Source organism: Paraburkholderia sp. GAS33 (assembly GCF_050436645.1).
GTDB classification, from domain to species: domain Bacteria; phylum Pseudomonadota; class Gammaproteobacteria; order Burkholderiales; family Burkholderiaceae; genus Paraburkholderia; species Paraburkholderia phenazinium_B.
The window spans coordinates 281,976-307,637 of sequence record NZ_JBNDMP010000010.1 but is presented as its reverse complement, the minus strand read 5'-3'; the positions used below and the strand labels follow the sequence as shown (position 1 = coordinate 307,637).

25 protein-coding genes are annotated in these 25,662 nt (G+C 61.5%); 13 read left to right on the top strand and 12 right to left on the bottom strand.

The features are described 5' to 3' along the window. Window positions 1–61: 61 nt before the first annotated feature. The 4 genes from P3T24_RS28180 to P3T24_RS28165 all read left to right on the top strand — a co-directional run bounded on the left by P3T24_RS28180 (window position 62) and on the right by P3T24_RS28165 (window position 4,088). The gene (locus P3T24_RS28180) at window positions 62–1,024 is read left to right on the top strand and encodes a substrate-binding domain-containing protein (RefSeq protein ID WP_429439742.1); all 963 of its coding nucleotides are present in this window, start codon (window positions 62–64) and stop codon (window positions 1,022–1,024) included. A gap of 58 nt (window positions 1,025–1,082) precedes the next feature. After that, the gene (locus P3T24_RS28175) at window positions 1,083–2,141 is read left to right on the top strand and encodes a sugar phosphate isomerase/epimerase family protein (protein ID WP_429408715.1); all 1,059 of its coding nucleotides are present in this window, start codon (window positions 1,083–1,085) and stop codon (window positions 2,139–2,141) included. A 26-nt stretch (window positions 2,142–2,167) separates the two neighbouring features. Beyond that, the gene (locus tag P3T24_RS28170) at window positions 2,168–3,319 is read left to right on the top strand and encodes a Gfo/Idh/MocA family protein (protein WP_429439739.1); all 1,152 of its coding nucleotides are present in this window, start codon (window positions 2,168–2,170) and stop codon (window positions 3,317–3,319) included. Between the two features lie 61 nt (window positions 3,320–3,380). Then, window positions 3,381–4,088, top strand: coding sequence for an NAD(P)H-binding protein (locus P3T24_RS28165; RefSeq protein ID WP_429439737.1), 708 nt, complete (start codon window positions 3,381–3,383; stop codon window positions 4,086–4,088). A gap of 31 nt (window positions 4,089–4,119) precedes the next feature. On the opposite strand, the gene P3T24_RS28160 is transcribed toward P3T24_RS28165, so the two are convergent. The 8 genes from P3T24_RS28160 to P3T24_RS28125 form a co-directional block, all read right to left on the bottom strand. Beyond that, complete coding sequence (locus P3T24_RS28160; RefSeq protein ID WP_429439734.1) at window positions 4,120–4,377, bottom strand: hypothetical protein; 258 nt, start codon at window positions 4,375–4,377, stop codon at window positions 4,120–4,122. Between the two features lie 176 nt (window positions 4,378–4,553). Then, window positions 4,554–5,915: an ABC transporter substrate-binding protein gene (locus tag P3T24_RS28155; RefSeq protein WP_429439732.1), complete on the bottom strand. Its 1,362-nt coding sequence runs from the start codon at window positions 5,913–5,915 to the stop codon at window positions 4,554–4,556. An 83-nt stretch (window positions 5,916–5,998) separates the two neighbouring features. Next, window positions 5,999–6,757 (bottom strand): GolD/DthD family dehydrogenase, encoded by a 759-nt coding sequence (locus P3T24_RS28150; protein WP_429439730.1) that lies wholly within the window; start codon window positions 6,755–6,757, stop codon window positions 5,999–6,001. A 62-nt stretch (window positions 6,758–6,819) separates the two neighbouring features. Then, window positions 6,820–8,103, bottom strand: a complete 1,284-nt coding sequence (locus P3T24_RS28145) for a D-tagatose-bisphosphate aldolase, class II, non-catalytic subunit (RefSeq protein ID WP_429439727.1) — start codon at window positions 8,101–8,103, stop codon at window positions 6,820–6,822. Then, window positions 8,096–9,079, bottom strand: a complete 984-nt coding sequence (locus P3T24_RS28140; RefSeq protein WP_074265523.1) for a tagatose kinase — start codon at window positions 9,077–9,079, stop codon at window positions 8,096–8,098. The genes P3T24_RS28145 and P3T24_RS28140 overlap by 8 nt, the downstream gene beginning before the upstream one ends. A gap of 65 nt (window positions 9,080–9,144) precedes the next feature. After that, a complete protein-coding gene (locus P3T24_RS28135) occupies window positions 9,145–9,960 on the bottom strand; it encodes a DeoR/GlpR family DNA-binding transcription regulator (RefSeq protein ID WP_429439724.1) in 816 nt (271 codons plus the stop codon). A gap of 317 nt (window positions 9,961–10,277) precedes the next feature. Then, window positions 10,278–11,438: an ABC transporter substrate-binding protein gene (locus P3T24_RS28130; protein ID WP_429439722.1), complete on the bottom strand. Its 1,161-nt coding sequence runs from the start codon at window positions 11,436–11,438 to the stop codon at window positions 10,278–10,280. A gap of 67 nt (window positions 11,439–11,505) precedes the next feature. Continuing rightward, window positions 11,506–12,447 (bottom strand): CysB family HTH-type transcriptional regulator, encoded by a 942-nt coding sequence (locus tag P3T24_RS28125; RefSeq protein WP_074265520.1) that lies wholly within the window; start codon window positions 12,445–12,447, stop codon window positions 11,506–11,508. 215 nt (window positions 12,448–12,662) lie between these two features. Here P3T24_RS28125 and P3T24_RS28120 point away from each other — a divergent pair, with 215 nt between their 5' ends. From P3T24_RS28120 to cobA, 6 genes are all read left to right on the top strand, one after another. Then, entirely contained in the window at window positions 12,663–14,342 is a 1,680-nt protein-coding gene (locus P3T24_RS28120; RefSeq protein WP_429439719.1) for a nitrite/sulfite reductase, read from the top strand. Between the two features lie 23 nt (window positions 14,343–14,365). Continuing rightward, on the top strand, window positions 14,366–14,908 hold the full coding sequence (locus P3T24_RS28115; RefSeq protein WP_429439717.1) for a DUF934 domain-containing protein: 543 nt from the start codon (window positions 14,366–14,368) through the stop codon (window positions 14,906–14,908). Continuing rightward, window positions 14,905–15,657, top strand: a complete 753-nt coding sequence (locus P3T24_RS28110; RefSeq protein ID WP_429439714.1) for a phosphoadenylyl-sulfate reductase — start codon at window positions 14,905–14,907, stop codon at window positions 15,655–15,657. The genes P3T24_RS28115 and P3T24_RS28110 overlap by 4 nt, the downstream gene beginning before the upstream one ends. An 89-nt stretch (window positions 15,658–15,746) precedes the next feature. Further along, on the top strand, window positions 15,747–16,709 hold the full coding sequence (gene cysD, locus P3T24_RS28105) for a sulfate adenylyltransferase subunit CysD (protein ID WP_074265516.1): 963 nt from the start codon (window positions 15,747–15,749) through the stop codon (window positions 16,707–16,709). A 58-nt stretch (window positions 16,710–16,767) separates the two neighbouring features. Continuing rightward, the gene (locus P3T24_RS28100; protein WP_074265515.1) at window positions 16,768–18,081 is read left to right on the top strand and encodes a sulfate adenylyltransferase subunit 1; all 1,314 of its coding nucleotides are present in this window, start codon (window positions 16,768–16,770) and stop codon (window positions 18,079–18,081) included. An 85-nt stretch (window positions 18,082–18,166) separates the two neighbouring features. Next, window positions 18,167–18,919, top strand: coding sequence for a uroporphyrinogen-III C-methyltransferase (cobA, locus tag P3T24_RS28095; protein WP_429439806.1), 753 nt, complete (start codon window positions 18,167–18,169; stop codon window positions 18,917–18,919). Between the two features lie 814 nt (window positions 18,920–19,733). Here cobA and P3T24_RS28090 read toward each other — a convergent pair. From P3T24_RS28090 to lptF, 3 genes are read right to left on the bottom strand one after another with little or no spacing between them, the layout of a single operon-like run. Then, on the bottom strand, window positions 19,734–20,111 hold the full coding sequence (locus P3T24_RS28090; protein WP_429439711.1) for a sirohydrochlorin chelatase: 378 nt from the start codon (window positions 20,109–20,111) through the stop codon (window positions 19,734–19,736). 10 nt (window positions 20,112–20,121) lie between these two features. Continuing rightward, window positions 20,122–21,270: an LPS export ABC transporter permease LptG gene (gene lptG / locus P3T24_RS28085; RefSeq protein WP_074265513.1), complete on the bottom strand. Its 1,149-nt coding sequence runs from the start codon at window positions 21,268–21,270 to the stop codon at window positions 20,122–20,124. Between the two features lie 3 nt (window positions 21,271–21,273). Then, entirely contained in the window at window positions 21,274–22,374 is a 1,101-nt protein-coding gene (gene lptF / locus P3T24_RS28080) for an LPS export ABC transporter permease LptF (RefSeq protein ID WP_074265512.1), read from the bottom strand. Window positions 22,375–22,507: 133 nt separating this feature from the next. Here lptF and P3T24_RS28075 point away from each other — a divergent pair, with 133 nt between their 5' ends. The 3 genes from P3T24_RS28075 (at window position 22,508) to P3T24_RS28065 (ending at window position 25,208) form a co-directional block, all read left to right on the top strand. Next, entirely contained in the window at window positions 22,508–24,034 is a 1,527-nt protein-coding gene (locus P3T24_RS28075; RefSeq protein ID WP_429408726.1) for a leucyl aminopeptidase, read from the top strand. 49 nt (window positions 24,035–24,083) lie between these two features. Beyond that, a complete protein-coding gene (locus tag P3T24_RS28070) occupies window positions 24,084–24,500 on the top strand; it encodes a DNA polymerase III subunit chi (RefSeq protein ID WP_074265510.1) in 417 nt (138 codons plus the stop codon). A 105-nt stretch (window positions 24,501–24,605) separates the two neighbouring features. Then, window positions 24,606–25,208 (top strand): DUF2486 family protein, encoded by a 603-nt coding sequence (locus P3T24_RS28065; RefSeq protein WP_429439709.1) that lies wholly within the window; start codon window positions 24,606–24,608, stop codon window positions 25,206–25,208. A 69-nt stretch (window positions 25,209–25,277) separates the two neighbouring features. Here P3T24_RS28065 and P3T24_RS28060 read toward each other — a convergent pair whose 3' ends face one another. Beyond that, the gene (locus P3T24_RS28060) at window positions 25,278–25,604 is read right to left on the bottom strand and encodes a c-type cytochrome (protein WP_074265508.1); all 327 of its coding nucleotides are present in this window, start codon (window positions 25,602–25,604) and stop codon (window positions 25,278–25,280) included. Window positions 25,605–25,662 lie beyond the last annotated feature (58 nt).

Sequence of the window (25,662 nt, the reverse complement as noted above, 5' to 3'; positions counted from 1 at the left end):
ACCGTGATGAGACCGGAGCAGGCGTTCAGGCGCCGACTCCGGTCGACATAGGAGACACAACATGAAGCAGGTCATTCGAGCGATCAGCGCCGGCGTGCTGGCGTTGGGAATATTGGGGGCCGCGGGCGCAGCGCGTGCCGACGACAAGGTCATTCTGGGCGTGGCGATACCGACGGCCGATCACGGCTTCACTGGCGGCATCGACTGGTGGGCAAACAAGGCGAAGGAGGACATGGAGAAGGCACACCCCGACCTCAAGGTGATCCTCAAAACCTCGGCAAGCGCGCCGGAGCAGGCCAACCAGTTGCAGGACATGGTCACCGTCAACAAGATCAATGCACTGGTGATCTTCCCGCATGAATCGGCTTCGTTGACGCAGCCGGTAGCGCAGGTGAAGAAAAAAGGCATCTACGTGACGGTGGTGGATCGCGGCCTGACCGACACCAGCGCGCAGGACGCGTACGTAGCGGGCGATAACACGGCCTTCGGCAGGCTCGCCGGCGAGTACTTCTGCAAATCGCTGAACGGCAAGGGCGACATCGTCGCGTTGCGCGGCATTCCGACCACGCTCGATAACGAACGCTATAGCGCGTTCACCGAAGCGCTGAAGGCGTGTCCTGGCGTGAAGGTGCTCGACGCGAAATACGCCAACTGGAATCGCGACGATGCGTTCAAGGTCATGCAGGATTATCTGACGCGCTTCAAGCATATCGACGCGGTGTGGTCCGCGGATGACGACATGTCGGTGGGCGTGCTTAAGGCCATCGATCAGGCGAAGCGCACGGACATCAAGGAAGTCCTGGGCGGCGCCGGATCGAAAGAGATGATCAAGCGCGTGCTGGACGGCGACAAGATCATCAACGCGGACGTCACGTACTCGCCGAAGTTCATCTACGACGCAATCAAGTTGACCGCCGAGGCCCGTCTGAAGGGCCAGACGCTGCCGCCGAAGACGATCATCCCGTCGGTGCTTGTCACGAAGGACAACGCGAAGGACTACTACTTCCCGGATTCACCGTTCTAACAGGTTGGACCGCGCGTCCGGTGGCGCGCGGTCCAACCTTTGACCGAGGAGCAACACGATGAAGACCATCAAGGGGCCGGCGATCTATCTGGCCCAGTTCCTGGGCGACAAGGCGCCCTTCGACAGCCTGGAAAACCTCGCAGGCTGGGCTGCCAGCCTTGGCTACAAGGGGATCCAGGTGCCGGTCGACCCACGCCTGATCGACCTCGAACAGGCTGCAGCGAGCCAGACGTATTGCGACGAGCTATTGGGTGTGGTCGCCGACGCCGGTGTCGAGATCACCGAACTGGCGACACATCTGCAAGGGCAGCTGGTGGCGGTGCATCCGGCCTATGACCTGCTGTTCGACGGCTTTGCGGCTCCGCATGTACGCGGCAATCCGCAGGCGCGCACCGAATGGGCGATCCAGCAGGTGAAGCTGGCGGCGCAGGCGTCGCGACGGCTCGGGCTCGACACGCATGTGTCGTTTTCCGGCGCGCTCGCATGGCCCTATGTGTACCCGTGGCCGCAACGTCCCGCAGGTCTCGTCGAGGAAGCCTTTGATGAACTGGCGCGCCGCTGGACGCCGATTCTCAATGCGTTCGATGAAGTCGGCGTGGACGTCGCGTACGAACTGCATCCGGGTGAAGATCTGCATGACGGTGTGACGTTCGAGCGTTTTCTTGAGCGCCTGAACGGTGCGGGCGCACAGCGCCGCGCGAACATTCTGTTCGATCCAAGTCACTACGTGTTGCAGCAACTCGATTACCTCTCGTTCATCGATATCTATCACGAGCGCATCAAGGTCTTCCACGTGAAGGACGCGGAGTTTCGTCCGACGGGCAAGGCGGGCGTCTACGGCAGCTACAGCGACTGGGTCGAACGTCCGGGCCGGTTCCGCTCGCTCGGCGATGGCCAGATCGATTTCGGCGCGATCTTCTCGAAGATGGCGCAATACGATTACCCCGGCTGGGCAGTCCTCGAATGGGAATGCGCGTTGAAGCATCCGGAAGACGGCGCGCGCGAGGGCGCAGAGTTCATTCGGCGTCACATCATTCGGGTTGCCGAGCATTCGTTTGACGACTTCGCGGGCAGCGGCGTCGACACGGCGCAATTGAAGCGTGTGCTGGGTATCTGAGCGTATCGATCAAAGGAGCATCTTCCATGACACGAAAGTTACGGCTGGGCATGGTCGGCGGCGGGCAGGGCGCGTTCATCGGCGCGGTGCACCGGATCGCCGCACGCCTCGACGACCGTTTCGAACTGGTGGCGGGCGCATTGTCGTCCGATCCGCAACGCGCCAAGGCGAGTGCGGAAGAAGCCGGCATTGCCCGCAGTTACGCAGACTGGGGTGAGATGGCGCGGGCCGAAGCTGCGCGCAAAGACGACGGAATCGACGCAGTAGCGATCGTCACGCCGAACCATCTGCATGCGCCGGTGGCGACCGCGTTTCTCGAAGCCGGAATTCACGTGATCTGCGACAAGCCGCTCGCCGTGTCGCTCGCGCAAGGACAGGCGCTGGCTAAACTCGCGCGCGAGAAGAAGCGGCTGTTCGCGCTGACGCACACGTATTCGGGCTATCCGATGGTCCGCCACGCGCGCGAGTTGGTCGAAGCGGGCGAGCTTGGAGAGGTGCGCGTGGTGCAGGTCGAATACGCGCAGGACTGGCTTGCGGAGCCGATCGAGCAATCCGGTACGAACAAACAGGCCGGCTGGCGCACCGATCCGGCGCTGTCCGGCCCGGCAGGCTGCCTCGGCGATATCGGCACGCATGCGTATCACCTCGCTGCATTCGTCACCGGCATGCAGCCCAAATGGCTCTCCGCCGAACTGCACACTTTCGTGCCGGGGCGCCGCGTCGACGATCACGTGCAAGCCATGCTGCGCTACGAAAACGGCGCGCGCGGCATGCTGTGGGCAAGCCAGGTGGCGAGCGGCGCGGAGAATGCGCTGCGGCTGCGCGTGTACGGCACCAAAGCCGGTCTCACCTTCGATCAGGAGAATCCCAACGAGCTGTGGTTCATACCGCTTGGCGGCGCGGCGCAGCGGCTCACCCGCGGCCGGGTGAAGAGCGCTATCGCTGCTCATGCGACGCGTGTGCCGCCGGGGCATCCGGAGGGCTATCTGGAGGCTTTCGCGCAACTCTATAAAGACGCTGCATTGCAAATCGAGGCATTGGATGCCGGCAAAGCGCCGCCGCAGGAAAGTAAGCTTCTGACGACCGTCGACGATGGGGTCGCGGGCCTGCACTTTATCGAGGCGGTACTCGCCAGCAGCGCGGCTGATGGGCAGATAAAGGAAGTGCAACGCGGGTAAGGGTCAGGAGACGTCTTGACGCGGTAAGATGCGGCGGTGCCCCTCTTTGACGGACTCACGCATGTCGACCTCCTTCGCGTCCAGCCAGTCCACTGCTCCCCGCAAACAGACGATTCTCCTGCTCGGCGGCACGGGCCTCGTCGGTAGCGCGTGTTTGCGTCTGCTTGCCCGGGACGATCGGGTCAGGGAAATCCGGATGCTGGTGCGGCGGGCGTCGGGATCGGCCGTGACGGGGTCGACGGGTGGCAACCGGGTCGTCGAGCACGTGATCGACTATGACTGGCCTGACGCGGATTCGGACATCTTCGACGTCGACTCCGTCATCTGCGCACTGGGCACGACCATCCGCACGGCGGGTTCACAGGCGGCGTTTCGCAAGGTGGACTACGAATACCCGCTGCGGATTGCCGGTATTGCCCGCCGCCATGGCGCTTCGCACTTTGCGATAGTCAGTGCGATTGGCGCCGATCCGCAAGCGCGCACTTTCTACAGCCGCGTGAAAGGGAATGTGGAGCAGAGTTTGAGGAAGCTCGACTATCCGGTGCTGACCATCGTACGGCCTTCATTCCTGATGGGCGAACGTAACGAGAGCAGGCCGCTGGAAAGCATTGCGCGGCGTCTCGGGGTGTATCTGCCGCCGAAGTGGCGCTCGATTTCCGTCGAGCGGGTGGCGCGGGCGCTGGTGACCGAGGTCCTGAGCGGCGATACGCGTGGCGTCAATATCATCGAGAACGACGCGCTGCATGACGCGCCGCCTTTGTGCCGCTGAGCTTTCTTCCAGCTCTCGTGCCGCGGGCGCTTTAGCTCTTGCTTTTCCTGATCTGCTCTTCGAACGCGAGGTCTAGCTTGCTTGCCTTGCGCGGTTTCGGCGGCCCGAAGCCGTCGACGAATTTGACGAAATCGTCGAGCGGCAGCGGATCGGAAACCTTCTTGTCCGCGCCGCCCGATTTGTCGACCAGATAGAACAGGCCGCCGGACAGGCTAATCGCCGCGAACTGCGGATTGCCGCTGCGGGTTTTTAGCCGCTCGACGGCGTTGATGGCTCGGGTGGTGCGCATGGTGGTGCGATTGCGGGAGGAGGGGGCATTTACTGTATCAGCAATGGTGCGCCATCGTCTGCCCAATCGCCGTATGCGGTCCCGCTTCCAGGCTGATCTGCCACGCTGACTCAGGAGCCACGCGCTTCGTATCGCACGAAAGCGCGTGGCTTACGCGGCTACGGCCGATGCGTTCGCTACTTCTGGTAGCCCGCCGAGCGTACGGCGCGGTTAGCAGCAGCCTGACCCGCCTGCAGCGCCTGGTCAACGCTGATCTGTCCTGCGAGCGCCCCGGCTATCTGCTGCCCGATCAGGGTTCCGAACGACTGGAATTCCGGAATCCCCACATATTGCACGCCGCTGTACGGGACTTTCTTCAAAGTTGAGTCGTTCGGGTTGGCGGTCTCGATGGCGTTCAGCACGAATTCGCTGAACGGCGCGGCCTGCTTGTACTCAGGACGTGCGTAGGTGGATTGACGCGTACCCGGCGGCAGCGATGCCCAACCGATGTCGTTGCCGACCAGCGTGATGTATTCCTTCGACGTCGCCCATTCGATGAACCGCTTGGCCGCATCTTGCGACTTCGACGACTTCGGAATGGCGAACGACCACGACCAGAGCCAGTGCGAACCCTTCGGCGTCACCTGGGTGGGCGCCGCAGCGAAGCCCACCTTGTCTGCGACGGACGATTCGGACTTGTTGTAGAGGATCCCGGCGGCCGATGTCGCATCGACCCAGATCGCGCACTTGCCGCCCGTCATCAGCGACAGATTTTCGTTGAAGCCATTTGAACTGGCTCCCGGCGGTCCATCTTTCTTCAACAGGTCGACGTAGAAATTGATCGCGCTCTTCCATTCCGGAGAATCGACCTGTGCGTTCCACTTCTCGTCGAAGTAACGTCCGCCGTACGTGTTCACCAGTGTCGAGACAAAAGCCATGTTCTCACCCCAGCCGGCCTTGCCACGCAGACAGATACCGTAAACGCCGTTGGCCCGGTCGTTCAGCTTGTCCGCAAGCTCGCTGATCTGGCTGTAGGTGGGATGATCGGGCATCGTCAAACCCTTGGCGGCGAACAGGTCCTTCCGGTAGAACGTCATCGAGCTTTCGGCGTTGAACGGCAAGGCGTATAGCGTTCCGTTGTAAGACAGGCCGTCGCGCACCGATTTGAGCACGTCGTCGAGATCGTAGCTGGCAGGCAAGCCGGTGATCGGAACCAGCCATCCGCGTTTGCCCCAGAGCGGTGCTTCATAGGTCCCGATAGCCGATACGTCGAACTGGCCGCCGTTAGTCGTGATATCCGTTGTCAGGCGCTGCCGGAGCACATTTTCTTCGAGCACGATCCACTTCAACTGGATATCGGGGTTGGCCTTTTCGAACACTGGAGAAAGCTTTTTCATCTCGATCAGATCGTTGTTGTTCGGTACAGCGATCGTGACAGTGGTGGCATAGGCCACGCCACCCAGGCCCAGCCCCAGACCAATTCCCGCAACTGCTGATGCAATAAGACGGCTCCGCAAGGCGCCGCAGCGCAGCGAAGCCATATGAGAAAGGCTAATCATTTCAGTCTCCTAAACATCGTCGTGGGTTATGTAAAGCCCTCTACTGCCTCCATTTGCTCTCAGGTTTTCGTTCGTGTTGGGATCTAGATAATCGTGTAGCCGCCGTCGATCAGCAGGTTCGCGCCGTTGACCATGGCGGCCTCGCGGCTTGCCACGTACATGATTGCGCACGCGATCTCAGCGGGCCTGGCAAATCGGCGGGTGGGGATCGCGGCTCTGGCGCGTTCGCCTTTTTCCCCGGCCCATCCGGTGAGGCCCAGTTCCGTTTCGACTACGGTCGGAGAGATGGCATTGACCGTTACGCCTCTCGGCCCCCATTCGAGCGCCATGCAATTGGTCATGCCGATGACGCCGGCTTTACTGGCGCAATAAGCGACATGCCCTTCGATGCCAATCACAGCAGCCTGGGACGCCAGGTTGACGATCCTTCCCTGCCCACGAGCAAGCATGTCCGGTGCGAAGGCCCGCGCAACGAGAAACGCGCCGCGCAAGTTGACGGCCATCGTTTTGTCCCATGTTTCAAGGGGAAAATCTTCGGCTGGTGCAAGCGGACCAATGCCTGCGTTGTTGACCAGGATGTCGACGCGATCGAACTGCGAAAGAATTTTGTTGGCCGTTGCGGCGACCGATTCCGGGTCGCTGATGTCGGCGATCCAGCCCCTGTGGACTTCACCGAGGTTCGAAGCGATATCCACGATGGACTCGGAACGGTCGATCAGGGCGAGCGTCGCGCCGGCTGCGGCGAATTGCTCCGCAACCTGCCGGCCTATTCCGGCTGCCGCGCCTGTTATTACTACGACCGCGTCGCTAAAATCATAAGACGCGTTGGGCTTAAAGGACATGACATCCTCCTTGTTAAGGTTTGACTCGTTTGCAGCGAGCGCTATCGCGGTGACGTGCCACGTTACTCACGACAAGCGGATGCGTATTGCCCCACGACTTCGCGGACCTTGCTTTGCACGATGCTCATCGGTGAACCGTCGATGGCGCCGCGCCGCAGCGCCCAGTACTGCGCCGGCAAATAGCGGCTCAGGAGATTTTCCGGAATCGTTGTGCCGGTGAGGTTGTGCAGTAGCTGTTGCGCAGCTGCATCGACTTGCGGGTCGGCCCAGTAATACCGCACCCGGTCGCTATAGCTGTAGGTGCGAAGCAGACGTCGTTGGGTTTCGTCGCCGTGGTAATACCTGTCCCAGTTGTCAGGTTTGCGAAGCATCGCGGCTTCCACGGCTACCGGCAGGTCGGCGCGCTGCGCTGCGGGTAGCAGTTCAGCTTCGATGTCCGACAGCGCGTAGAGTGCCTCGCGCAACGCGAACGTGACGCCCGGGCCCACCTTAAGAATCGCAAAGCCGTCCCGCACGAGCGCCCGCAGCGATTCGGGCGTTTGATAGTCTGTCGAGTGCGCTTCGAAGACCATGCCGGGCAGTTGCGTCAGAACCTGGGAAAGACTGGTGGCAAGGGCGGGCTGATAGTCGATCACTTTCGTGTGGTCGAATTCGACGCCGGGTTGCACGACCAGCGCAATCACGCGGTCCCACGCTGGGTCGAGGTTCCGCGCGCGCCACGCATCACGATGTACGGCGACCGTTTCCAGTGCGGCTTCTTTCCGGGTGACTTCGACGGTATCGAGCGTTTCGCTTGCGCCGCCTGGCACCGGCACTTCCGTGCCGATCACATAAACCGGGCGGTTGTCGAACCCTGCGTGATCCGCCGCGGCCTCGGCAACAGCACACAATTGCGCCGCGCGTTGCGCCACCACGCTGTCCGACAGTCGCTCCGGATCGCCGCCGCAAGCCATGCTGGTGTCCAGGTGGATCTTCGTGAATCCTGCCCGCACATAGGCGTCGATGAGTGCTTCCGCGCGCCGCATGGCTTCTTCCGCTGGAAGGCTGCGCCACGCGTTCGGTCCGAGATGATCGCCGCCGAGAATCAGATGCTCGCGCGGCAAACCGACCTGCTCCGCGATACCGTGCGCGAAGCGAATGAAGTCCGCCGGCTTCATGCCGGTGTAGCCGCCGTATTGATCCACCTGATTCGAGGTGGATTCGACGAGCAACGGCGTGCCATCGTCGACGGCCTGTTGCATCGCTGCGGCCAGCACCCAGGGATGCGCCGAGCAGATCGAATAGATTCCGTTCAGGGACTTCGCTGCACTATGCCCGTTGGAAAGGCGCGCGACCACGTTATCCATGATGAGACTCCGGGTTCGCGATGAATGCGTTGAGTTCGGCCAGCGACGCCGTGCCTTCCATCGGGCCGCGAAAGCTGACGGCGCGAGCGCCGCTCGCGCAGCCGTAGCGCAACGCTTCGGCGACGCTCATGCCCTGCGACCGGCAGGCGATGTAGGTCGCACCAAAACAGTCGCCAGCGCCAGTGGGATCCACTTCTCGCACCTGGACCGCCGGCACATGGAGTTCGTCGGTGCCGTCGTAGAAGCTGCAACCGTCTTTGCCGCGCTTGACCACGACCTCGCGAATGCCGCGCTGCAGGAGTTCGTCGATTGCGGCGCGCTCGGAACCGGCGGTGGCCAGCAGCGTCACCTCATGACCGCTCGGCAGGAACACATCGGTGTAGTCGAGAATGAAATCGAGTGCCTCGCGCATTTCGGGAATCCTCAACATTTCCTTGCGGATGTTCGGATCGAAGCTGACGGTGCCACCGTGCCCCTTGACGGTCTCGATGACCTTTTTCATCGCCTCGATGATGCGAAACGAAAACAGCGACGACCCCATCACGTGAAAGTGCCGGCAATCCTTCAACAGGTCTTCGCGGATGTTGGCTACGGAAAGATGCGCCGACGCGCTATTCGTGATGTTGAAGATGAAGTCGCGCTCGCCGTCTTCGCGGTAGGTGACGAAGGCACTCCCGGTTGTCTGCCCCTTGATGACGGCGATACCCGAGACGTCCACGCCATCGGAGCGCAGACGCTCGACGTTGAGCGTGCCGAAGTCGTCGTCGCCGACGCAGCCGATCATCGCGCAGCGGCTGCCGAGGCGCGCCACCTGATCGATGAAGATCGCCGGCGCGCCGCTCGCATAGGGGCCGATCAGCGTGCCTGGTTTGCGGAACGACTGGCCGCGCTCGGTCGCCATGATTTCGACGAGGATCTCCCCCATCGTCAGGATGTAGCCGGTCTTTCCGGTGCTGTGAGATTTCGGATCAGGCATGGCGTGTCTTCGTTTGAAATCGGTGGTTCATGGCGTCGCTTCCTTGAATTTCCTTGAATGGACCGTCAGCGCGTGGTCCGCCGGAATTCGATAATTCCGTTTTCGCGCCGGTGTAGTTCAAGCTGCTTGCGTGGAAACAGGTCCATCGTGGGCGGATCGATGCCATCGTCGATCACCAGTCCGCCGATCTCGCTGAGGTTGCAAAACACATGGCCGTCGCGCTCGGACAACTGCGGCTGATACGCGACGACGATGGTGCGGGCGGCGCTCTGGGTGGCAGCATGAAACACCCGAGCGAGGCCCGGGTCGACGCACAGCAGATTGCCGTCGCGGTCCAGACCTGACGCTTCGAGAATGCAGAGATCGAGCGAGCGCGTGGTAACGGAGCGCTCCGCTTCGGGGCCGGTCAAGGTGGTGCCCTCCTCGATGAGATGGCCGCCGGTGAGTTGCAACTCGCCGTGCACGAAGCGCTGGGCCGTCTGAGCCATGGCGATGTCGTTCAGCAGCAGCGACAGGTTCGAGCAATCGGAAAGCAGCGGCAGCACCTTATGGACGATTTCGCCGGCGCCGAGCATCAGCGATTCGTGGTCGTCTACGGACTCGGCCGCGAAACGCGCAATTGCCATTTCCGCGGCCTTGCGCGTGGCACCGTCCGACAACGGCATCAACACACGTTCGCCGGGACGCTGCGCAAGATAGCGAGCCTTGCCGAACGAGCGCACTAGATAGCGCTGCTGTTCGAGGTAAGTCAGGTCGGTACGGATGGTCACGCTCGACACATCGAAAGCCTGGCTGAGCTCCTCGACCGATACCTCGCCGCGCTTGCGGACCATCTCGACGATCTGCAGGCGCCGCTTCAGGGAACTCTTGTTAGCCAGCATGTCTCCGCTCTTCGAAAGAAAACGCTTTTGTTTCGAAAGATAGTAGTTTCGAATCGAAAGAGAGTCAAAGGAAAGCGTGGCGGGTGGGGCTGTGGTTTTCCCTGGATGGAGCGTCGGTGGAGGACGAGCGCGTGCGTGCGCTTTCCGGAAAGGGAAACAAGGGGACGGCGGGGAAGTGTTGCGGGCTGACGCGCCGCGAGGCGAGATGACGCGCTAACGCTGGATGACGCGCGTGACGGAAGGCCCAAGGGTGGGTGCGGGTGAATTCCGGGCAGCCCAACCTTGGCAATACGGGCCGGATTCCCGGCCCGCCAGGCTCACTGGCTCAGATAGACGAACTTCCCATCCTTGATAATCCCCATCACGCTCGCCCGCTGATCGAGGCCGACGTGATCTTTCGCGCTGCTGTTGACCACGCCGTTCGGCACGACCAACTCATGCGCATGTTCCAGCTCATCGCGCAGCGCGACACGGAATGCCGGCGTGCCCGGTTGCGCCGTCTTCAGCGCTCGCGCCACGGCATCCTGCAGCCGCGGATAAACCCCCGCCGCATCGCCCGCGAACTGCGTGACCGAGCCCGGACCGTACTTCGCTTCATACGCATTCACGAACGCCAGCGCGGCTTTCTTCGCCGGATGATCCGCAGGCAGCGTGCGCGCCACCACGACCGGTTGCGTCGGGAACAGCGTGCCTTCGACATCCTTGCCACCGAGCTTGATGAACTCCGGCGTCGCAATCCCGTGCGTCTGATAAATCGCGCCCTTGTAGCCGCGTTCGATCAGCGTGCGCTGCGGCAATACCGTCGGTGTGCCCGCGCCCGCGATCAGGATCGCATCGGGCCGTGCCGCCATCACTTTCAGCACTTGTCCGGTGACGCTCGCATCGGTGCGGTTAAAGCGTTCGGTCGCAACCAGCTGGATATGCCGAAGCGCCGCGAACTTCGAAAATTCGTTGAGCCAGCTTTCGCCATAGCCATCCGCGAAGCCAATGAACCCAACCGTCTTGACGTTGTGATTCGACATGTAGCGCGTCATCACATCGGCCATCGCGCTATCGGTCTGCGCCATCTTGAAGGCCCACACGCGCTTGCCTTCCTGCGGCTCGACCACGCTGGCCGAGCCAACCAGCGTGATCATCGGCGTCTGGCTTTCCGCGACCGGGTCCAACGCGGCGATCGCTGCCGGCGTGATATTCGGCCCGACGATCACGTCGACGTGGTCTTCGTTGATCAGCTTGTGGATGTTGCGTACCGCGGCGCCCGGATCGGAACCGTCGTCCAGAATGATGTAGTCGGCTTTCTGGCCGGCAATCGTGTCCGGCCACATCAGCATCGCGTTCTTGCTGGTAATGCCGATCACGGCCGCGGGTCCAGTGCTCGACAGATCGATACCGACTTTCAGGTCGGCATGCGCGGTCGTTGCCGCAACGAGTGCCCCGAGCACGGCAATGCCGCGCAGGGTCTTTTTATACGACGTCATCGGAAGTCTCCGAAACGGTAAACGGGAAGGAAAGCAGGAAGAGGGCAGTGCAAAACGGTGAATTGAATCACAGCTCGTACGATTCGTGTTCGCCCTTGAGCGCCTGTTCGATGAGCTTTCGGTTCATGCTCGGCGACAGCAGTTCGACGAGCGTATACACATAGCTGCGCAGATACGCGCCGTTTTTGAGCGCGAGTCGCGTCACGTTGCTGCCGAACAGATGGCCGACCGGCATCGCTCGCAGATGGCGGTCGCGCTCGGCGTTAAAGGCGATATCGGCCATGATGCCCACGCCCAACCCCAGTTCGACATAGGTCTTGATCACGTCGGCGTCGATCGCTTCGAGCACGATATCCGGCGACAACCCGCGCAACCGGAACGCCTCGTTGATCTTGGTGCGGCCGGCGAACGCGTTGTCATACGTAATCAGCGGGAATTGGCTCAGATCGTCGAGCGACAGCAGCTTGCGGTCGAGCAGCGGATGGTCCGGCTGCATCACGGCGATGTGGTGCCACTGGAAGCACGGCAGCGACACCAGTTCCTTATAGTTAGCGATCGCTTCGGTGGCGATCGCCAGATCCGCCTGGTCGTGGATCACCATCTCGGCCACTTGCGTCGGGCTGCCTTGCAGAATCGAAAGGTGAACTTTCGGGAAGCGCTTCTTGAATTCTGCGATCGCGGCCGGAAGTGAGTAGCGTGCCTGCGTGTGCGTGGCCGCGATGACGAGGTTGCCCTGATCCTGCGCCGCGTAATCTTTACCGACGCGTTTCAGGCTCTCGACCTCTTGTAGGATCTTTTCGACGGAAGCGAGGATAATGCGCCCCGGCTCTGTCAGCGAGCGGACGCGTTTGCCGTGCCGGGTGAAGATTTCGACGCCCAGCTCGTCTTCCAGCTCGATGATCGCCTTCGAGACGCCGGGCTGGCTTGTATACAGTGCCTTGGCCGCTTCGGTGAGGTTGAAGTTCTGCCGCACGGCCTCACGCACGAAGCGGAACTGGTGCAGGTTCATATATAACCTCTGTGCATATCAAAAGAATTTTTTAGTCGTTTGAAGTATATGGGGAGTTTATTACTATTTCCCCATCTTTTTCAATATGGATATCTGTTTTTGTCATTAGCAAATGAGCGGGGGTCTGAAAGGTCCGCTCAACCGCACTGGCAAAAGCTGAGATCTTTGCGCGGCGCAACCGGAGCGCGGCGTGTAACGCAAACTGGGGTCCCCGAATGTACCAATACGATCAGTACGACCAGACCATCGTCGATGAACGGGTCGCGCAGTACGCCGACCAGGTTCGCCGCCGCTTGTCGGGCGAATTGAGCGAAGAGGAGTTCCGTCCGCTGCGTCTGCAGAACGGCTTGTACATGCAGCGTCACGCGTATATGCATCGCATTGCGATTCCGTACGGCAACCTGCGCAGCGACCAGATGCGCGTGCTGGCCACCATTGCGCGTGAACACGACCGCGGTTACGGCCACTTTTCGACGCGCTCGAACATCCAGTACAACTGGATCCAGCTCGAAGAAACGCCGGAAATCCTGCGCAAGCTGGCTGCTGTACAGATGCACGGCATTCAGACTTCGGGCAACTGTATCCGCAACATCACCGCCGACCAGTTCGCTGGTGTCGCGCCCGACGAAGTGGTCGATCCGCGTCCGTGGGCCGAAATCCTGCGTCAATGGTCGACGTTCCACCCCGAATTCGCCTGGCTGCCGCGCAAGTTCAAGATCGCCGTCTCCGGTTCGAAGGAAGATCGCGCCGCTGTGCAGATCCACGATCTGGGCGTGTATCTGAAGAAGAACGAGCAGGGCGAACTGGTGGTCGATATCCTGGCTGGCGGCGGCATGGGCCGCACGCCGATCGTCGGCGCGATCATCCGCCGCGACCTGCCGTGGCAGCATCTGTTGACCTACGCCGAAGCTGTCCTGCGCGTGTACAACCGTTACGGCCGCCGCGACAATATCTACAAGGCGCGCATCAAGATTCTGGTCAAGGCACTGAGCCCGGAGAAGTTCTCGGCGCAGGTCGAAGAAGAGTGGCAACATTTGAAGGACGGCCTGTCGACGCTCACGCAAGCCGAAGTCGACCGCGTTTCGCAATATTTCGCGCCGCCGCAATACGAAAAACTGCCGGATACGGACGCTTCGTTCGAAAAGCATCTGCTGGAAAACCGCGGCTTCGCCCGTTGGGTCGAGCGCAATGTGCGTCCCCACAAAGTGGCGGGTTATGCTTCGGTGACGTTGTCGTTGAAGCCGACCACGATCGCCCCTGGCGACGCCACCGACGCGCAGATGGAAGCGGTGGCCGACTGGGCCGATCAGTATTCGCTCGGCGAAATCCGTGTGTCGCACGAACAGAATCTGATTCTGGCTAACGTGCAGAAGCGCGACCTGTTCGACCTCTGGGAAAAGGCCAAGGCACAAGGGTTTGCAACGCCGAATATCGGCCTGCTGACCGACATCATCGCTTGCCCGGGCGGCGATTTCTGCTCGCTGGCGAATGCGAAGTCGATTCCAATTGCTTTGGCAATCCAGGAGCGCTTCAACGATCTGGATTACGTGTATGACCTCGGCGACGTGTCGCTGAATATCTCGGGCTGTATCAATGCCTGCGGCCACCACCACATCGGCAACATCGGCATTCTGGGCGTCGATAAGGATGGCTCTGAGTGGTATCAGGTGACGCTCGGCGGCGAGCAGGGAACGGGCGCAAACGGTGCACAGGTCGGCCGGGTGATCGGCCCGTCGTTCGCAGCAGAAGAGATGCCGGACGTGATGTCGAAGGTGATCGACACGTTCGTGGAGCATCGCATTGAAGGCGAGCGCTTTATCGAAACGTACAACCGGATCGGCATCACGCCGTTCAAGGAACGCGTGTACGCCTCGCGTCAACCGGCTCACGCGTAACCGCGACAAAGGATATTGAACAGATGGCTTTTATCATCAAGAATCGCGCGATCGTCAACGATGACTGGACAGTTGTGCGTGCAGCGGAAGACGGTGCATTGCCCGCAGTGGACGCGTTGCCGGCCGGCAAGATCATTGTGCCGTTGGCGCTGTGGCAGGCTGAACGCGACGCGCTGACGGCTTCGCGCAGCGCCGCTGAAATTGCAGTGTGGCTCGCAGCGGACAGCGAACCGGCGGATATCGTCGCCGACTTCGACAAGGTCGCTCTGATTGCCGTGGACTTCCCGGTGTTCCGCGACGGCCGCGGTTACAGCATTGGACGTCTGTTGCGCGAACGTTATGGTTACAAGGGCGAGATTCGCGCGATCGGCGACGTGCTGCGCGATCAACTCACCTTCATGTTCCGCTGCGGCTTCGATGCGTACGCCGTGCGTGCCGACAAAGACCTGCACGACGCACTGAAAGCGTTCGACGAATTTACCGTGCAGTATCAGGGCGCGGTGGATAACCCGTCGCCGCTGTTCCGCCGCCGCGAAGCCGCTGCTGCGGAGAAGGCTGCGGTATGAGTACCGTCGCCACCGCAGGTGCCGCCATCGGGCCGGAACTGGCTGCGAAGATTGAGCGCCTCGACGCGCTGCTCGATTCGATCGCGGCCCGTCACGACAAGGTGAAGTTCGCAAGCAGCCTCGCGGCGGAAGACATGCTGCTTACGCACGCCATCCTGTCGCGTCAGGTGAAGATCGGTATCTTCTCGCTGAATACGGGCCGTCTGCACGCGGAAACGGTCGGCATGCTCGACCGTGTGCGCGAGCGCTATGACTATGAGATCGAACAGTTTCATCCGCAAACGGCAGCGGTCGACGAATACGTCGCCTCGCACGGCCTGAACGCGTTTTACGAAAGCGTCGATCTGCGCAAGCGCTGCTGCGAGATCCGCAAGGTCGAGCCGCTGAACCGCGCGCTGTCGAACGTTAGCGCCTGGGTGACGGGTCAGCGCCGCGAGCAATCGGTCACTCGTGCAGAGCTGCACGAGGAAGAGCACGACGCGGCACGCAATATCGCCAAGTTCAATCCGCTCACGGACTGGACCGAGGCCGATGTGTGGGCATACCTGACTGCGTTCGACGTGCCTGTGAACCCGCTGCATGCGCGCGGGTATCCGAGCATCGGCTGCGAGCCGTGTACGCGGGCGATCCGTCCCGGCGAGGATAGCCGGGCAGGGCGCTGGTGGTGGGAGTCGGGTGACACGAAGGAATGCGGCCTGCATATCACCACGATCCCAATCGCGGTCGTCGATGAAAGCGCCTCCGCCTGATCGCCGAAGCCGGTTTTAATTCTCGATAGAATGAATATTTGCGTGACGCGGGCAGCCGCCGGCGACACGAACTCACGAAGGACCCGAACATGAGCACCACGCTCGATTCCACTGTCAACGCACCGAATACGGACACTGCAACCCGGATGGATCACCTGGACTGGCTCGAAGCTGAATCGATTCACATCCTGCGCGAACTGGTCGCCGAATGCAGCAAGCCCGCGCTGCTGTTTTCGGGCGGCAAGGACTCGGTCGTCGTGCTGCACCTGGCGCTGAAGGCATTCGGCCTCGGCGCGAACCGCAAGACCGTGCTGCCGTTCCCGCTCGTGCATATCGACACGGGCCATAACTATCAGGAAGTGATCGACTTCCGCGACCGCCGTGCCGAGCAGATCGGCGCTGAACTGGTGATCGGCCATGTCGAAGATTCGATCAAGCGCGGCACCGTGCGTCTGCGCCGCGAAACGGATTCGCGCAACGCCGCGCAGGCCGTGACGTTGCTCGAAACGATCGCTGAACATGAGTTCACCGCACTGATTGGCGGCGCGCGTCGCGACGAAGAAAAGGCCCGCGCGAAAGAGCGGATCTTCTCGTTCCGTGATGAATTCGGCCAATGGGATCCGAAGGCGCAGCGCCCGGAACTGTGGAGCCTGTACAACGCGCGTTTGCACAACGGTGAGCACCTGCGCGTGTTCCCGATCTCGAACTGGACCGAACTGGACGTGTGGCAATACATCGCCCGCGAACAGCTCGAGCTGCCGTCGATCTACTACGCGCATCAACGCGAAATCGTGCGCCGCAATGGACTGCTGGTGCCGGTCACGCCGCTCACGCCGATGCGTGAAGGCGAAACCAGCGAAGTGGCGCAGGTGCGTTTCCGCACCGTGGGCGACATTAGCTGCACGTGCCCGGTGGAAAGCGACGCGGACGATCTCGAGAAGATCATCGCCGAGACGGCCGTGACCGAAATCACGGAACGCGGCGCGACGCGGATGGACGATCAGGTGTCCGAAGCCGCGATGGAACAGCGCAAAAAGCAAGGTTATTTCTAGGCACGGGACCGGAGCAAGCGCTTTAGCGCCCACTCCGGTCGACAGAGGTAGGGAAATCATGAGTATTCATCAACCGCAAGACCTTGGCGTGCTGCGCTTTATTACGGCGGGCAGCGTCGACGACGGCAAGAGCACGCTGATCGGGCGTCTGCTTTACGACAGCAAGGCGGTGCTTTCGGACCAGTTGTCCGCACTATCGCGCGCTAAAAACAAGCGCACCGTAGGCGACGAAATCGATCTGTCGCTGCTGACGGACGGCCTTGAAGCCGAACGCGAGCAGGGCATCACGATCGACGTCGCGTATCGCTACTTCGCGACGGCCAAGCGCAAGTTCATCATTGCCGACACCCCGGGCCACGAGCAGTACACGCGCAACATGGTGACGGGCGCATCGACGGCGCATGCGGCGATCATCCTGGTGGATGCCACGCGCGTCACGTTCGTGGATGGTGTGGCGCAACTGCTGCCGCAAACGAAACGCCATAGCGCGATCGTCAAACTGCTTGGTTTGCAGCACGTGATCGTGGCGATCAACAAGATGGACCTGGTCGACTACAGCGAGACGCGCTTCAACGAAATCCGCGATGCGTATGTGGAACTGGCGCGTCAACTGGGCTTGGCCGATGTGCGCTTCGTGCCGGTATCGGCGCTCAAAGGCGACAACATCGTGACGCTGAGCGAACGCATGCCGTGGTACGGCGGCGAGCCGCTGCTGGACCTGCTCGAAGCGTTGCCGGTAGAGATTCCGACCGGTCAGGCGCTGCGTTTCCCGGTGCAATGGGTGGCACGCCAGGACGGCAGCCAGGCGGACGATTTCCGCGGCTACATGGGCCGTATCGAAGCGGGCGAAGTGAAGGTGGGCGACACGATCGTGGTACTGCCGGCTAACCGCGAAGCGACGGTGGCGGAAATCATCGCCCCGGTGCCAGGCGGCACGGCACAGGTAGAACGCGCATTCGCGGGGCAGACGGTGACGATTCGCCTCGCGGAAGACGTGGATGTATCGCGCGGCGACACGTTCGTGCTGCGCGAAGCGGCACCGGAACCGGCGAAGAAACTGGAAGCCGACCTGTGCTGGTTCGACGACACGCCTTTGTCGACGCAACGCAAGTATCTGTTGAAGCAGACGACGAACACCGTGTTTGCACGGATCGGTGCGATCAGACAGGTGCTGGACGTGCATACGCTGTCGCACGCGACGGACCGTCACGATCTGACGATGAACGACATTGGCCGGGTGGCGTTGACGCTGCAGAAGCCTGTGGTGTGCGACGTGTACGACTCGCATCAGGGCACGGGGGCATTCGTGCTGATTGACGAGGCGACGCATCACACGGTGGCGGCCGGAATGATCCGGGCGTTTTCGGCTTAAGGCGTAAGGGTTTGAAGGAGCGCCAGATGGGCGCTCGCCCGCGGCTTGGGGTTTTGCACGGACCGAACGAATGGGGTTGAGGCAAATGGGTAAGGTGTATCTGATCGGTGCAGGGCCAGGGGCCGCGGATCTCATCACGGTTCGGGGCGCGCGACTGTTGGGTCTGGCGGATGTGGTGTTGCACGACGCGCTGGTTGAACCGGCGATGCTCGAGTACGCGCCGCATGCGCGCAAGATTGCGGTGGGCAAGCGGTGCGGGCAACTGTCGACGGCGCAGCAGTTCATCAACAAGCAGATCGTGGATGCCGCGCAGGAACACGCGGTTGTGGTTCGTCTGAAGGGCGGGGATCCGATGTTGTTTGGGCGCGCCGATGAGGAGATGCGGGCGCTGGAGGCGGCGGGGATCGAATATGAGGTTGTGCCAGGGATTACTGCTGCGCTGGCTAGTGCGGCGGCCTTGAAGCGGTCTTTGACGTTGCGAGGGGTTTCTCGTAGCGTTGCGCTGGCTACTCATAGCCGGGCGGCTGATACTGAGGCGATTCGTGAGCAGGTGAATGCGGATTCGCTGGTGTTTTATATGGGCAGGGATAGTGGGCCGGAGATTGCGCAGGAGCTTATCGACGCGGGGCGCGATGGGGGTACTCCTGTGGCGATTGTTGAGGCTTGCAGCACGGCTCGTGAGCGGATGCTCACACTTACGCTTTCTGATCTTGCGGCGGGTGCCGCGCAGCAGTGGCTTGATGCTTCGCAGCCTAGTCTTCTGATGATCGGGCAGGGGTTTGCCGCGCGGGCCGGGCAAGAGGTTTCTTCTTTGGAAGCGGTGCTTAGTGCGGCTTAAGGTTGATGGGTATTTGCCTGCGGCGCCTTGGTTTGGCGGTTGCTCTTGCGGTGTTGGCCTTTCCTTGCATTCTTATCGGTCTATTAGCTTCGCCCCTGTGCGGGGCGGCACTTACTTTCTTTGCCGCCGCAAAGAAAGTAAGCAAAGAAAGCGGGCTTCAAACCGCTAGCCTGTAGGTGTCCACCACTTGTGTGAACGCGGAGTGGTCCGCGCACGCGACCCGCCCTCGCACCATCCCCTCTAGTGACAAAGCACTCATCCGTTCCAGCGTTGCGCTGCGCGCCCCGCCGTCGGGCATAACTCTTCGTACGGCATATGTGCTCGTACGGCATGAGTCCTCGCGCGGCATAAGTTCTTCCACTAGATCCGTAGGCTTACTAACTATATGGCGCATATTCTGAGGCTTGCATTCGGCTGGCTAAGGCAGCCTCTTCGTCTTGCGCTTCGGTGGGGCCGTAATGTGCGGAGCGTACGTGTTCCGGCACCCCCCGCCTTCCCTTGCAGACCCATCCGCGACGCGCGCAGTGCGGAGTGGGGTGGATGAGCCCTTTGTCACTAACGGGTGTGGTGCGAGGGCAGGTTGCGTGCGCGGACCACTCCGCGTTCACACAAGTGGTGGACACCTACCGGCTAGCGGTTTGAAGCCCGCTTTCTTTGCTTACTTTCTTTGCGGCGGCAAAGAAAGTAAGTGCCGCCCCGCACAGGGGCATCGCTAATAGACCACTAAGAACGCAAGGAAAGGCCAACACCGCAAGAGCAACCGCCAAACCAAGGCGCCGCAGGCAACCCCCTCGGAGAGAGGACAAAAAAACAGTCACCCGATCACTTGCCGAAGGCAATACTGAGCCACAGCCTCAAGCACAGAATCATCTTCGCCGACGGCATCAGAGCAATGAATAGTGACTCCAGGGTGCGCAGCCCGGCAACTATCCAGCACCGCAGGTAAATCCCTCCTAACATGCCCACCTTGCCCAAAGAACACAGGAACAACAGTAACAGAGGAACACCCCAGAGAAACCTGCGCAGCAACAGCAGACGAAAGATCCGGCTCCATCAACTCAAGAAACGCCAACGAGACAGGCCCGGCGGAGCCATAAGCACTCTGCAATTTAGCCGCCAGCCGCCCAAAAGGCTCCCCCCAGCGAGGATCCCGAGCCCCATGTCCAAATAGCACAATCCCATGCAACGCCATGGCCTCACCCCTAATGCCGGTCCACCCACTTCAACCCAACCAGCCCAAGCACCAGATAAACCAACCCAGGCGTCGCCGCAGTCAAAGGCGCAGGCCAGGTATTCAACATCCCCATATGTGAGAACAAGGTGTTGAACAGCTGGAAACTCATCCCCAGCATGATCCCGCCAAACACTTTCATCCCCACCACGCCCGCGCGCGTGTGCAGATACGCGAACGGCAACGAGAGCACCAGCATCACCAGTACCGCAAACGGATACAGCAGCTTGCGCCACAACGCAATCTCATACCGTTGCGTGTCCTGATGATTCTGCTGCAAATGCTGGATGTAGCGGAACAGGTTGAACATCGACATATTGTCCGGCGACACCAGCAGCACCGACAGAATCTGTGGCGTCAACTCCGAGCGCAACGAGTATTCCGGTACCGTCACCTGACTCGCGCGGTACACCGGATTAAGCGCATCCTGGGGCGTGCCCGCGACCGGCGGCACGTCGATCAGTTGCGTATCCGTCACGTCCTTCAGCAACCAGTGGCCCGGTGGCTGAAACTTGCCGCTCTGCGCAATCCGCACGTTCGACAGGCGGAATTTCGAATCGAATTCGTAGATGCGCACGTCGGTGATCGTGGCGTCGGGCTGCAGCTTGCCGACGTTCACGAAACGCGTTACCTGCTCGCCGTCCGCGCGCGCGGTCAACGTGTCCTTCACCCATACGCCCGACTCGAAGTTGGTCGACACCGCCGAACCCAACGCCTCCAGCCGCACCCGCTCCGATAACTGGTCCGTGTAAGGTCCGACAACTTCGCCGATGATGTAAGTCAGGATCACCAACGGAATACCGATCTTCAGCAGCGAACGCAGCGCCTGATTCGTCGCGAGGCCCGACACCCGGAAAATCGTGTACTCGGAGTTCGCCGCCATCTGCGCGAACACGTAGATCGCGCTGATCAGCGCCGCCACAGGAATGATTTCGTAGAAGCGTGACGGCGTCTGCAGCGCCACCCGCAGCACCGCATACTGGAACTTGTAGTTGCCGTGACCGACCGAATTCAGTTCGTTGATCAGGTCGAAGAAGAAGAACAGACCCGAGAACGCAAACAGCACGAAGATAAACGACAGGTAGACCTGACTGGCGAAGTACTTTTCATAGATCCGCATCGGTCAGGCTCCCTGCGACGAGCGTCGGAACGTCGCTCGCGTAAACAAGGGCCGATTGCGCACCCGCAGCCAGAAAATGAACGCCACAATCGCTGCCACGATCACGTGCAGGCCTAGCAGCCCCACGGGGAACGACATCTTGCCTTGCTCGATCCATGACTGCACAACGTTCAACAGGTTTGAATAAGTCAGATAAATCAGCACTGCCATCACCAGGTTGATCGTGCGGCTGCGTCGCGGATTCTGGTGAGCCAAAGGGATCGCCAGCAGCATCAGGTTGATCGCGATCAGCGGCAACCCGGCTCGCCAGGCAAACTCGGCGAGGTTGTCCTTGTTCGGGTTGCGTAACAGTTCGAGCGTCGGCGTACCGGTGGTGGTCGGGACGTTGATCACCGGCTGGCTCTGGATCTTCACGCCGTAGCGCTCGAATTCCATGATGCGGAAATCCGGCTTGCCCGGCTCGCCGTCGTAGCGCCGGCCGTTCTCAAGCACGACGAAGCGGTCGCCGTTCTTGTGGGTCTCGGTATGGCCGGTCTTCGATACGACCACGTTCACCTTGCCGTTTTCGGTGCTGGTCACGAACACGTTCTCGACGCGCGACTGGTCCGGCGACATCTTTTCGATGAAGAACACCCGGTGGCTCACCGTCGATTCGCGGAACTGGCCAGGCGCCAGCAGTGAGACCTCGTCGCGCTGCTGGAAGCGCGCGCGGATCAGCTTGCTCTGCTGGTTCGACCACGGCCAGCCGACGAACACGAAGAACATGATGAGGATGATGATGGGCGTCGCAAACACGGCGATGGGCCGGATGAAGCGCGTGAGACTCACGCCCGAGGCCAGCCAGACCACCATTTCCGAGTCTTTGTACCAGCGTGTCAGGACGAACAGGATCGAGACGAACAGGGTCGCGACCAGCATGATGGCCAGATAGCCGATCACGGTCAGGCCGATCAGGACCAGCACGTCGCGCGGATCGATCTCCCCGGAAGCGGCGAAGCCGACAATCCGGATCATCATCGTCGTCAGCACGAGCGTGAGGAGAACCATGAACACGGCACCAGCCGTGTACGCGAGTTCGCGCTGGAGGGAGCGTTCAAAGATCATTGTTGAGGAAGAGAGTGCGTGCCTTGGGGGTGGTCCGGGAGCATCCCGTCAGCCCCGTGCAGCCGCCGCGGGAAAAATAGCGGATAATTGCGGCTTTCATCCTAAGCCCAGATTTTATCCGAGGACAAGCGCGATGGACTTTAGCATAAAAGCCTGTGATTGGAGCAAAGGCTCCTCGAATGGGTTCCTGACTGGAAAGTCCGATTGCATCGTGATCGGCATTTTCGAGTCGCAAACGCTGTCGGGCGCCGCACTGGAGATCGATGCGGCCACCAAGGGTCTCCTGACCCGTATCGTCAAAGCCGGTGACATGGACGGCAAGAGCGGTACTACGTTGTTCCTTCATGAAGTGTCCGGTATCGGTGCTTCGCGTGTCCTGCTGGTTGGCCTCGGCAAGCAGGACGCTTTCACCCAGAAAGCCTACGGCGACGCCGTGCGGGCCGCCTGGCGCGCCATCCTGGCAACCAAGATCGTCCAGGTCACGTTTACGCTGGCCCAGTTGCCTATCCTCGAACGCTCGGCTGATTGGGCCGTGCGCTCGGCCATCCTCGCGCTGCGCGAACTGTCGTACAAGTTCACGCAGATGAAGAGCAAGCCGGATACCACGCCGAAGGCGCTCAAGCGCGTCGTATTCAGCGTCGACACCGGTGACGAGAAAGCCGCCAAGGTCGCCGCCAAGCAAGGCGCTGCGCTCGCCAACGGTATGGATCTGACGCGCGACCTCGGCAACCTGCCGGGCAACGTCTGCACTCCGACGTACCTTGCCAACACGGCAAAAAAGCTCGCCAAAGACTGGAAGCTGAAGGTCGAAGTGCTCGGCCAGAAGCAGCTCGAAGCGCTGCGCATGGGTTCGTTCCTGTCGGTTACGCGCGGCTCGGTCGAACCGCCCCAGTTCATCGTGCTGCAGTACCAGGGCGGCCCCGCCAAGGCTGCTCCGGTGGTGCTGGTCGGTAAGGGCATCACGTTCGACACCGGTGGCATTTCGCTCAAGCCGGGCGACAGCATGGACGAAATGAAGTACGACATGCTCGGCGCGGGTTCGGTTCTCGGCACCATGCGCGCGGTTGCGGAAATGGGTCTGAAGATCAACCTCGTAGTGATCGTTCCGACCTGCGAAAACATGCCGTCCGGTACCGCTACCAAGCCGGGCGACATCGTCACCAGCATGAAGGGCCTGACGATCGAAGTGCTGAACACCGACGCGGAAGGCCGTCTCATCCTGTGCGATGCGCTGACCTATGCGGAGCGCTTCAAGCCGGCAGCCGTGATCGACGTGGCAACCCTTACCGGAGCTTGCGTGATCGCTCTGGGTCACCACAACAGCGGGCTGTTCTCGAAAGACGACGCGCTGGCGGGTGAGCTGCTCGACGCTTCGCGCGAAGCGTCCGATCCGGCATGGCGCATGCCGCTCGACGAGGAATATCAGGACCTGCTGAAGTCGAACTTCGCGGACCTCGCCAACATCGGCGGACGTCCTGGCGGCAGCATCACGGCGGCGTGCTTCCTGTCGCGCTTTACCGAAGCGTACCCGTGGGCCCACCTCGACATCGCCGGCACGGGATGGAAGAGCGGCGCCGCGAAGGGAGCAACGGGCCGTCCGGTGCCGCTTCTGTCGCAGTTCCTGATCGACAGGGCCGCTGACGGTCGCACTGCACAATGATCCATCGCAGTACCGATGCGCGTGTTGAGGCGCGGAGGCGGACCCGCCGATGACGAGAATCGATTTTCACTCGAACGTCGGCGATTCGCTGTTGTACGCGTGCCGCCTCGCGCGCAAGGCGTACCTGGCCGGCCAGCCGACTGTCGTGCTGGCCGAGCCGCCGCGGCTGCGCGCATTCGACGAGCAGCTGTGGACCTTTTCGCCGCTCGACTTCGTGCCGCACTGCTACGCCGACAGCCCGCTCGCCGCGCAAACGCCGATCGTGCTGACAGCCAGTGCCGACCGGGTGCCGCACTATCAGGTCCTGCTGAATCTGGGCGCTGAAGTGCCGGCGCAGTTCGCCCGCTTCGAAAGATTGCTGGAAGTGGTCGGTAACGCACAAGACGAGTTGTCCGCGGGCCGCGAACGCTATCGCTTTTATCGCGATCGCGGCTATGCTCTAAACAACTACAAGCAGGGCGGCTAGCGTCGCCGTGCCACTGGGTCTGGACGCCGCCGCACACCGGTAGGGTCCGCGCCGGGTGGCCACGCGGCTTCGCTATATCGCCCGATTCATCGACGGAGTCTATTCGTGCCCGATTCGTCCGATACTCATTTCGACACCTCGATACCGGTCCTCGACGAGGTCCTCGTGCCGGGCAACCCCGATTACCGGCGGCCCTTCAGAGGCGCGGAGGCCGACGCTGCGCCCGTGGAGGACAGGGCCGCTGGCGAGTGGGCTGCTGCCGACACGGCGGCTCATGAGCATGTGCGGGACGTGGAGCCGGCTGACGGCGTAACCGTCCACAGCGTGACCCATGCCCACGTGGAGGCCTTCGAGTTGCCCGAGCCGCCGGCGCCGTTCGAACTGGCCGGCGCGCCGGAGCCTGCTCCCTTCGAGGCCACTTCCGCCTTCCACTTTGCCCGCGCGACTGCTCCCGAGCCTGTCGTGCCGGTTCGCAGCCTCGATGCCGACGTGCTGGCCGAACGTCTGCGCGGACGGTTTGCCAGTTATCTCACCGGAGAAGGGCGGTCGGTGATCGAAGCGCGCTGCCGTGATGCGCTGCAAGATCACACCACGTGGCTGGTCAACCAGATCACGCGGGAAGTCGCATTGGCGCTCGAAACGGAGATGACCGGCTGGGTGCGCGAAGCGGTCGAAGAAGAAATTGGGCGGCGTTCGCCTGAGCATTGAACGCGTGACGGTGGCCGGGCGCCTGGCGATGGCCGCCCGCCACCCGCACCGTTAGTTAATTCGAAGGCCTTATTTCAGCGTCAGGATCCAGCTGGCGAGGATTGCGGCCTGATCGGGCGTGAGCTGGGTGTTGGCGGGCATGGGCACTTGTCCCCAGATGCCCGTGCTGCCGTCGATGATCTTATGGGCGAGGTAGGTTTCCGCGTCGGCGCGTGAAGCGTATTTGTCCGCGACGTCATGCAGAGCCGGTCCCATGAACGGACGGTTCACCGAGTGACAACTCATGCAGTTCTGCTGCTGCGCCAGCGCGAGGCCGGGTGCGGGCTCCGCCTGCGCCGGGGCGCTGGTTGCGAGAACTCCCGCAAGCGCCAGTGCTGCATACGACGTTGATTTCATTCTGGTCTCCGTCGGTGCAGGTGCCCGACTTGTGGTGGAGGCATTATAAAAGGAAAGG

What these genes read in the sequence shown, in the direction of transcription:
- P3T24_RS28180 (WP_429439742.1), top strand. Translation starts at nt 62, where the DNA reads ATGAAGCAGGTCATTCGAGCGATCAGCGCCGGCGTGCTGGCGTTGGGA.
- P3T24_RS28175 (WP_429408715.1), top strand. Translation starts at nt 1,083, where the DNA reads ATGAAGACCATCAAGGGGCCGGCGATCTATCTGGCCCAGTTCCTGGGC.
- P3T24_RS28170 (WP_429439739.1), top strand. Translation starts at nt 2,168, where the DNA reads ATGACACGAAAGTTACGGCTGGGCATGGTCGGCGGCGGGCAGGGCGCG.
- P3T24_RS28165 (WP_429439737.1), top strand. Translation starts at nt 3,381, where the DNA reads ATGTCGACCTCCTTCGCGTCCAGCCAGTCCACTGCTCCCCGCAAACAG.
- P3T24_RS28160 (WP_429439734.1), bottom strand. Translation starts at nt 4,377, where the DNA reads ATGCGCACCACCCGAGCCATCAACGCCGTCGAGCGGCTAAAAACCCGC.
- P3T24_RS28155 (WP_429439732.1), bottom strand. Translation starts at nt 5,915, where the DNA reads ATGATTAGCCTTTCTCATATGGCTTCGCTGCGCTGCGGCGCCTTGCGG.
- P3T24_RS28150 (WP_429439730.1), bottom strand. Translation starts at nt 6,757, where the DNA reads ATGTCCTTTAAGCCCAACGCGTCTTATGATTTTAGCGACGCGGTCGTA.
- P3T24_RS28145 (WP_429439727.1), bottom strand. Translation starts at nt 8,103, where the DNA reads ATGGATAACGTGGTCGCGCGCCTTTCCAACGGGCATAGTGCAGCGAAG.
- P3T24_RS28140 (WP_074265523.1), bottom strand. Translation starts at nt 9,079, where the DNA reads ATGCCTGATCCGAAATCTCACAGCACCGGAAAGACCGGCTACATCCTG.
- P3T24_RS28135 (WP_429439724.1), bottom strand. Translation starts at nt 9,960, where the DNA reads ATGCTGGCTAACAAGAGTTCCCTGAAGCGGCGCCTGCAGATCGTCGAG.
- P3T24_RS28130 (WP_429439722.1), bottom strand. Translation starts at nt 11,438, where the DNA reads ATGACGTCGTATAAAAAGACCCTGCGCGGCATTGCCGTGCTCGGGGCA.
- P3T24_RS28125 (WP_074265520.1), bottom strand. Translation starts at nt 12,447, where the DNA reads ATGAACCTGCACCAGTTCCGCTTCGTGCGTGAGGCCGTGCGGCAGAAC.
- P3T24_RS28120 (WP_429439719.1), top strand. Translation starts at nt 12,663, where the DNA reads ATGTACCAATACGATCAGTACGACCAGACCATCGTCGATGAACGGGTC.
- P3T24_RS28115 (WP_429439717.1), top strand. Translation starts at nt 14,366, where the DNA reads ATGGCTTTTATCATCAAGAATCGCGCGATCGTCAACGATGACTGGACA.
- P3T24_RS28110 (WP_429439714.1), top strand. Translation starts at nt 14,905, where the DNA reads ATGAGTACCGTCGCCACCGCAGGTGCCGCCATCGGGCCGGAACTGGCT.
- cysD (WP_074265516.1), top strand. Translation starts at nt 15,747, where the DNA reads ATGAGCACCACGCTCGATTCCACTGTCAACGCACCGAATACGGACACT.
- P3T24_RS28100 (WP_074265515.1), top strand. Translation starts at nt 16,768, where the DNA reads ATGAGTATTCATCAACCGCAAGACCTTGGCGTGCTGCGCTTTATTACG.
- cobA (WP_429439806.1), top strand. Translation starts at nt 18,167, where the DNA reads ATGGGTAAGGTGTATCTGATCGGTGCAGGGCCAGGGGCCGCGGATCTC.
- P3T24_RS28090 (WP_429439711.1), bottom strand. Translation starts at nt 20,111, where the DNA reads ATGGCGTTGCATGGGATTGTGCTATTTGGACATGGGGCTCGGGATCCT.
- lptG (WP_074265513.1), bottom strand. Translation starts at nt 21,270, where the DNA reads ATGCGGATCTATGAAAAGTACTTCGCCAGTCAGGTCTACCTGTCGTTT.
- lptF (WP_074265512.1), bottom strand. Translation starts at nt 22,374, where the DNA reads ATGATCTTTGAACGCTCCCTCCAGCGCGAACTCGCGTACACGGCTGGT.
- P3T24_RS28075 (WP_429408726.1), top strand. Translation starts at nt 22,508, where the DNA reads ATGGACTTTAGCATAAAAGCCTGTGATTGGAGCAAAGGCTCCTCGAAT.
- P3T24_RS28070 (WP_074265510.1), top strand. Translation starts at nt 24,084, where the DNA reads ATGACGAGAATCGATTTTCACTCGAACGTCGGCGATTCGCTGTTGTAC.
- P3T24_RS28060 (WP_074265508.1), bottom strand. Translation starts at nt 25,604, where the DNA reads ATGAAATCAACGTCGTATGCAGCACTGGCGCTTGCGGGAGTTCTCGCA.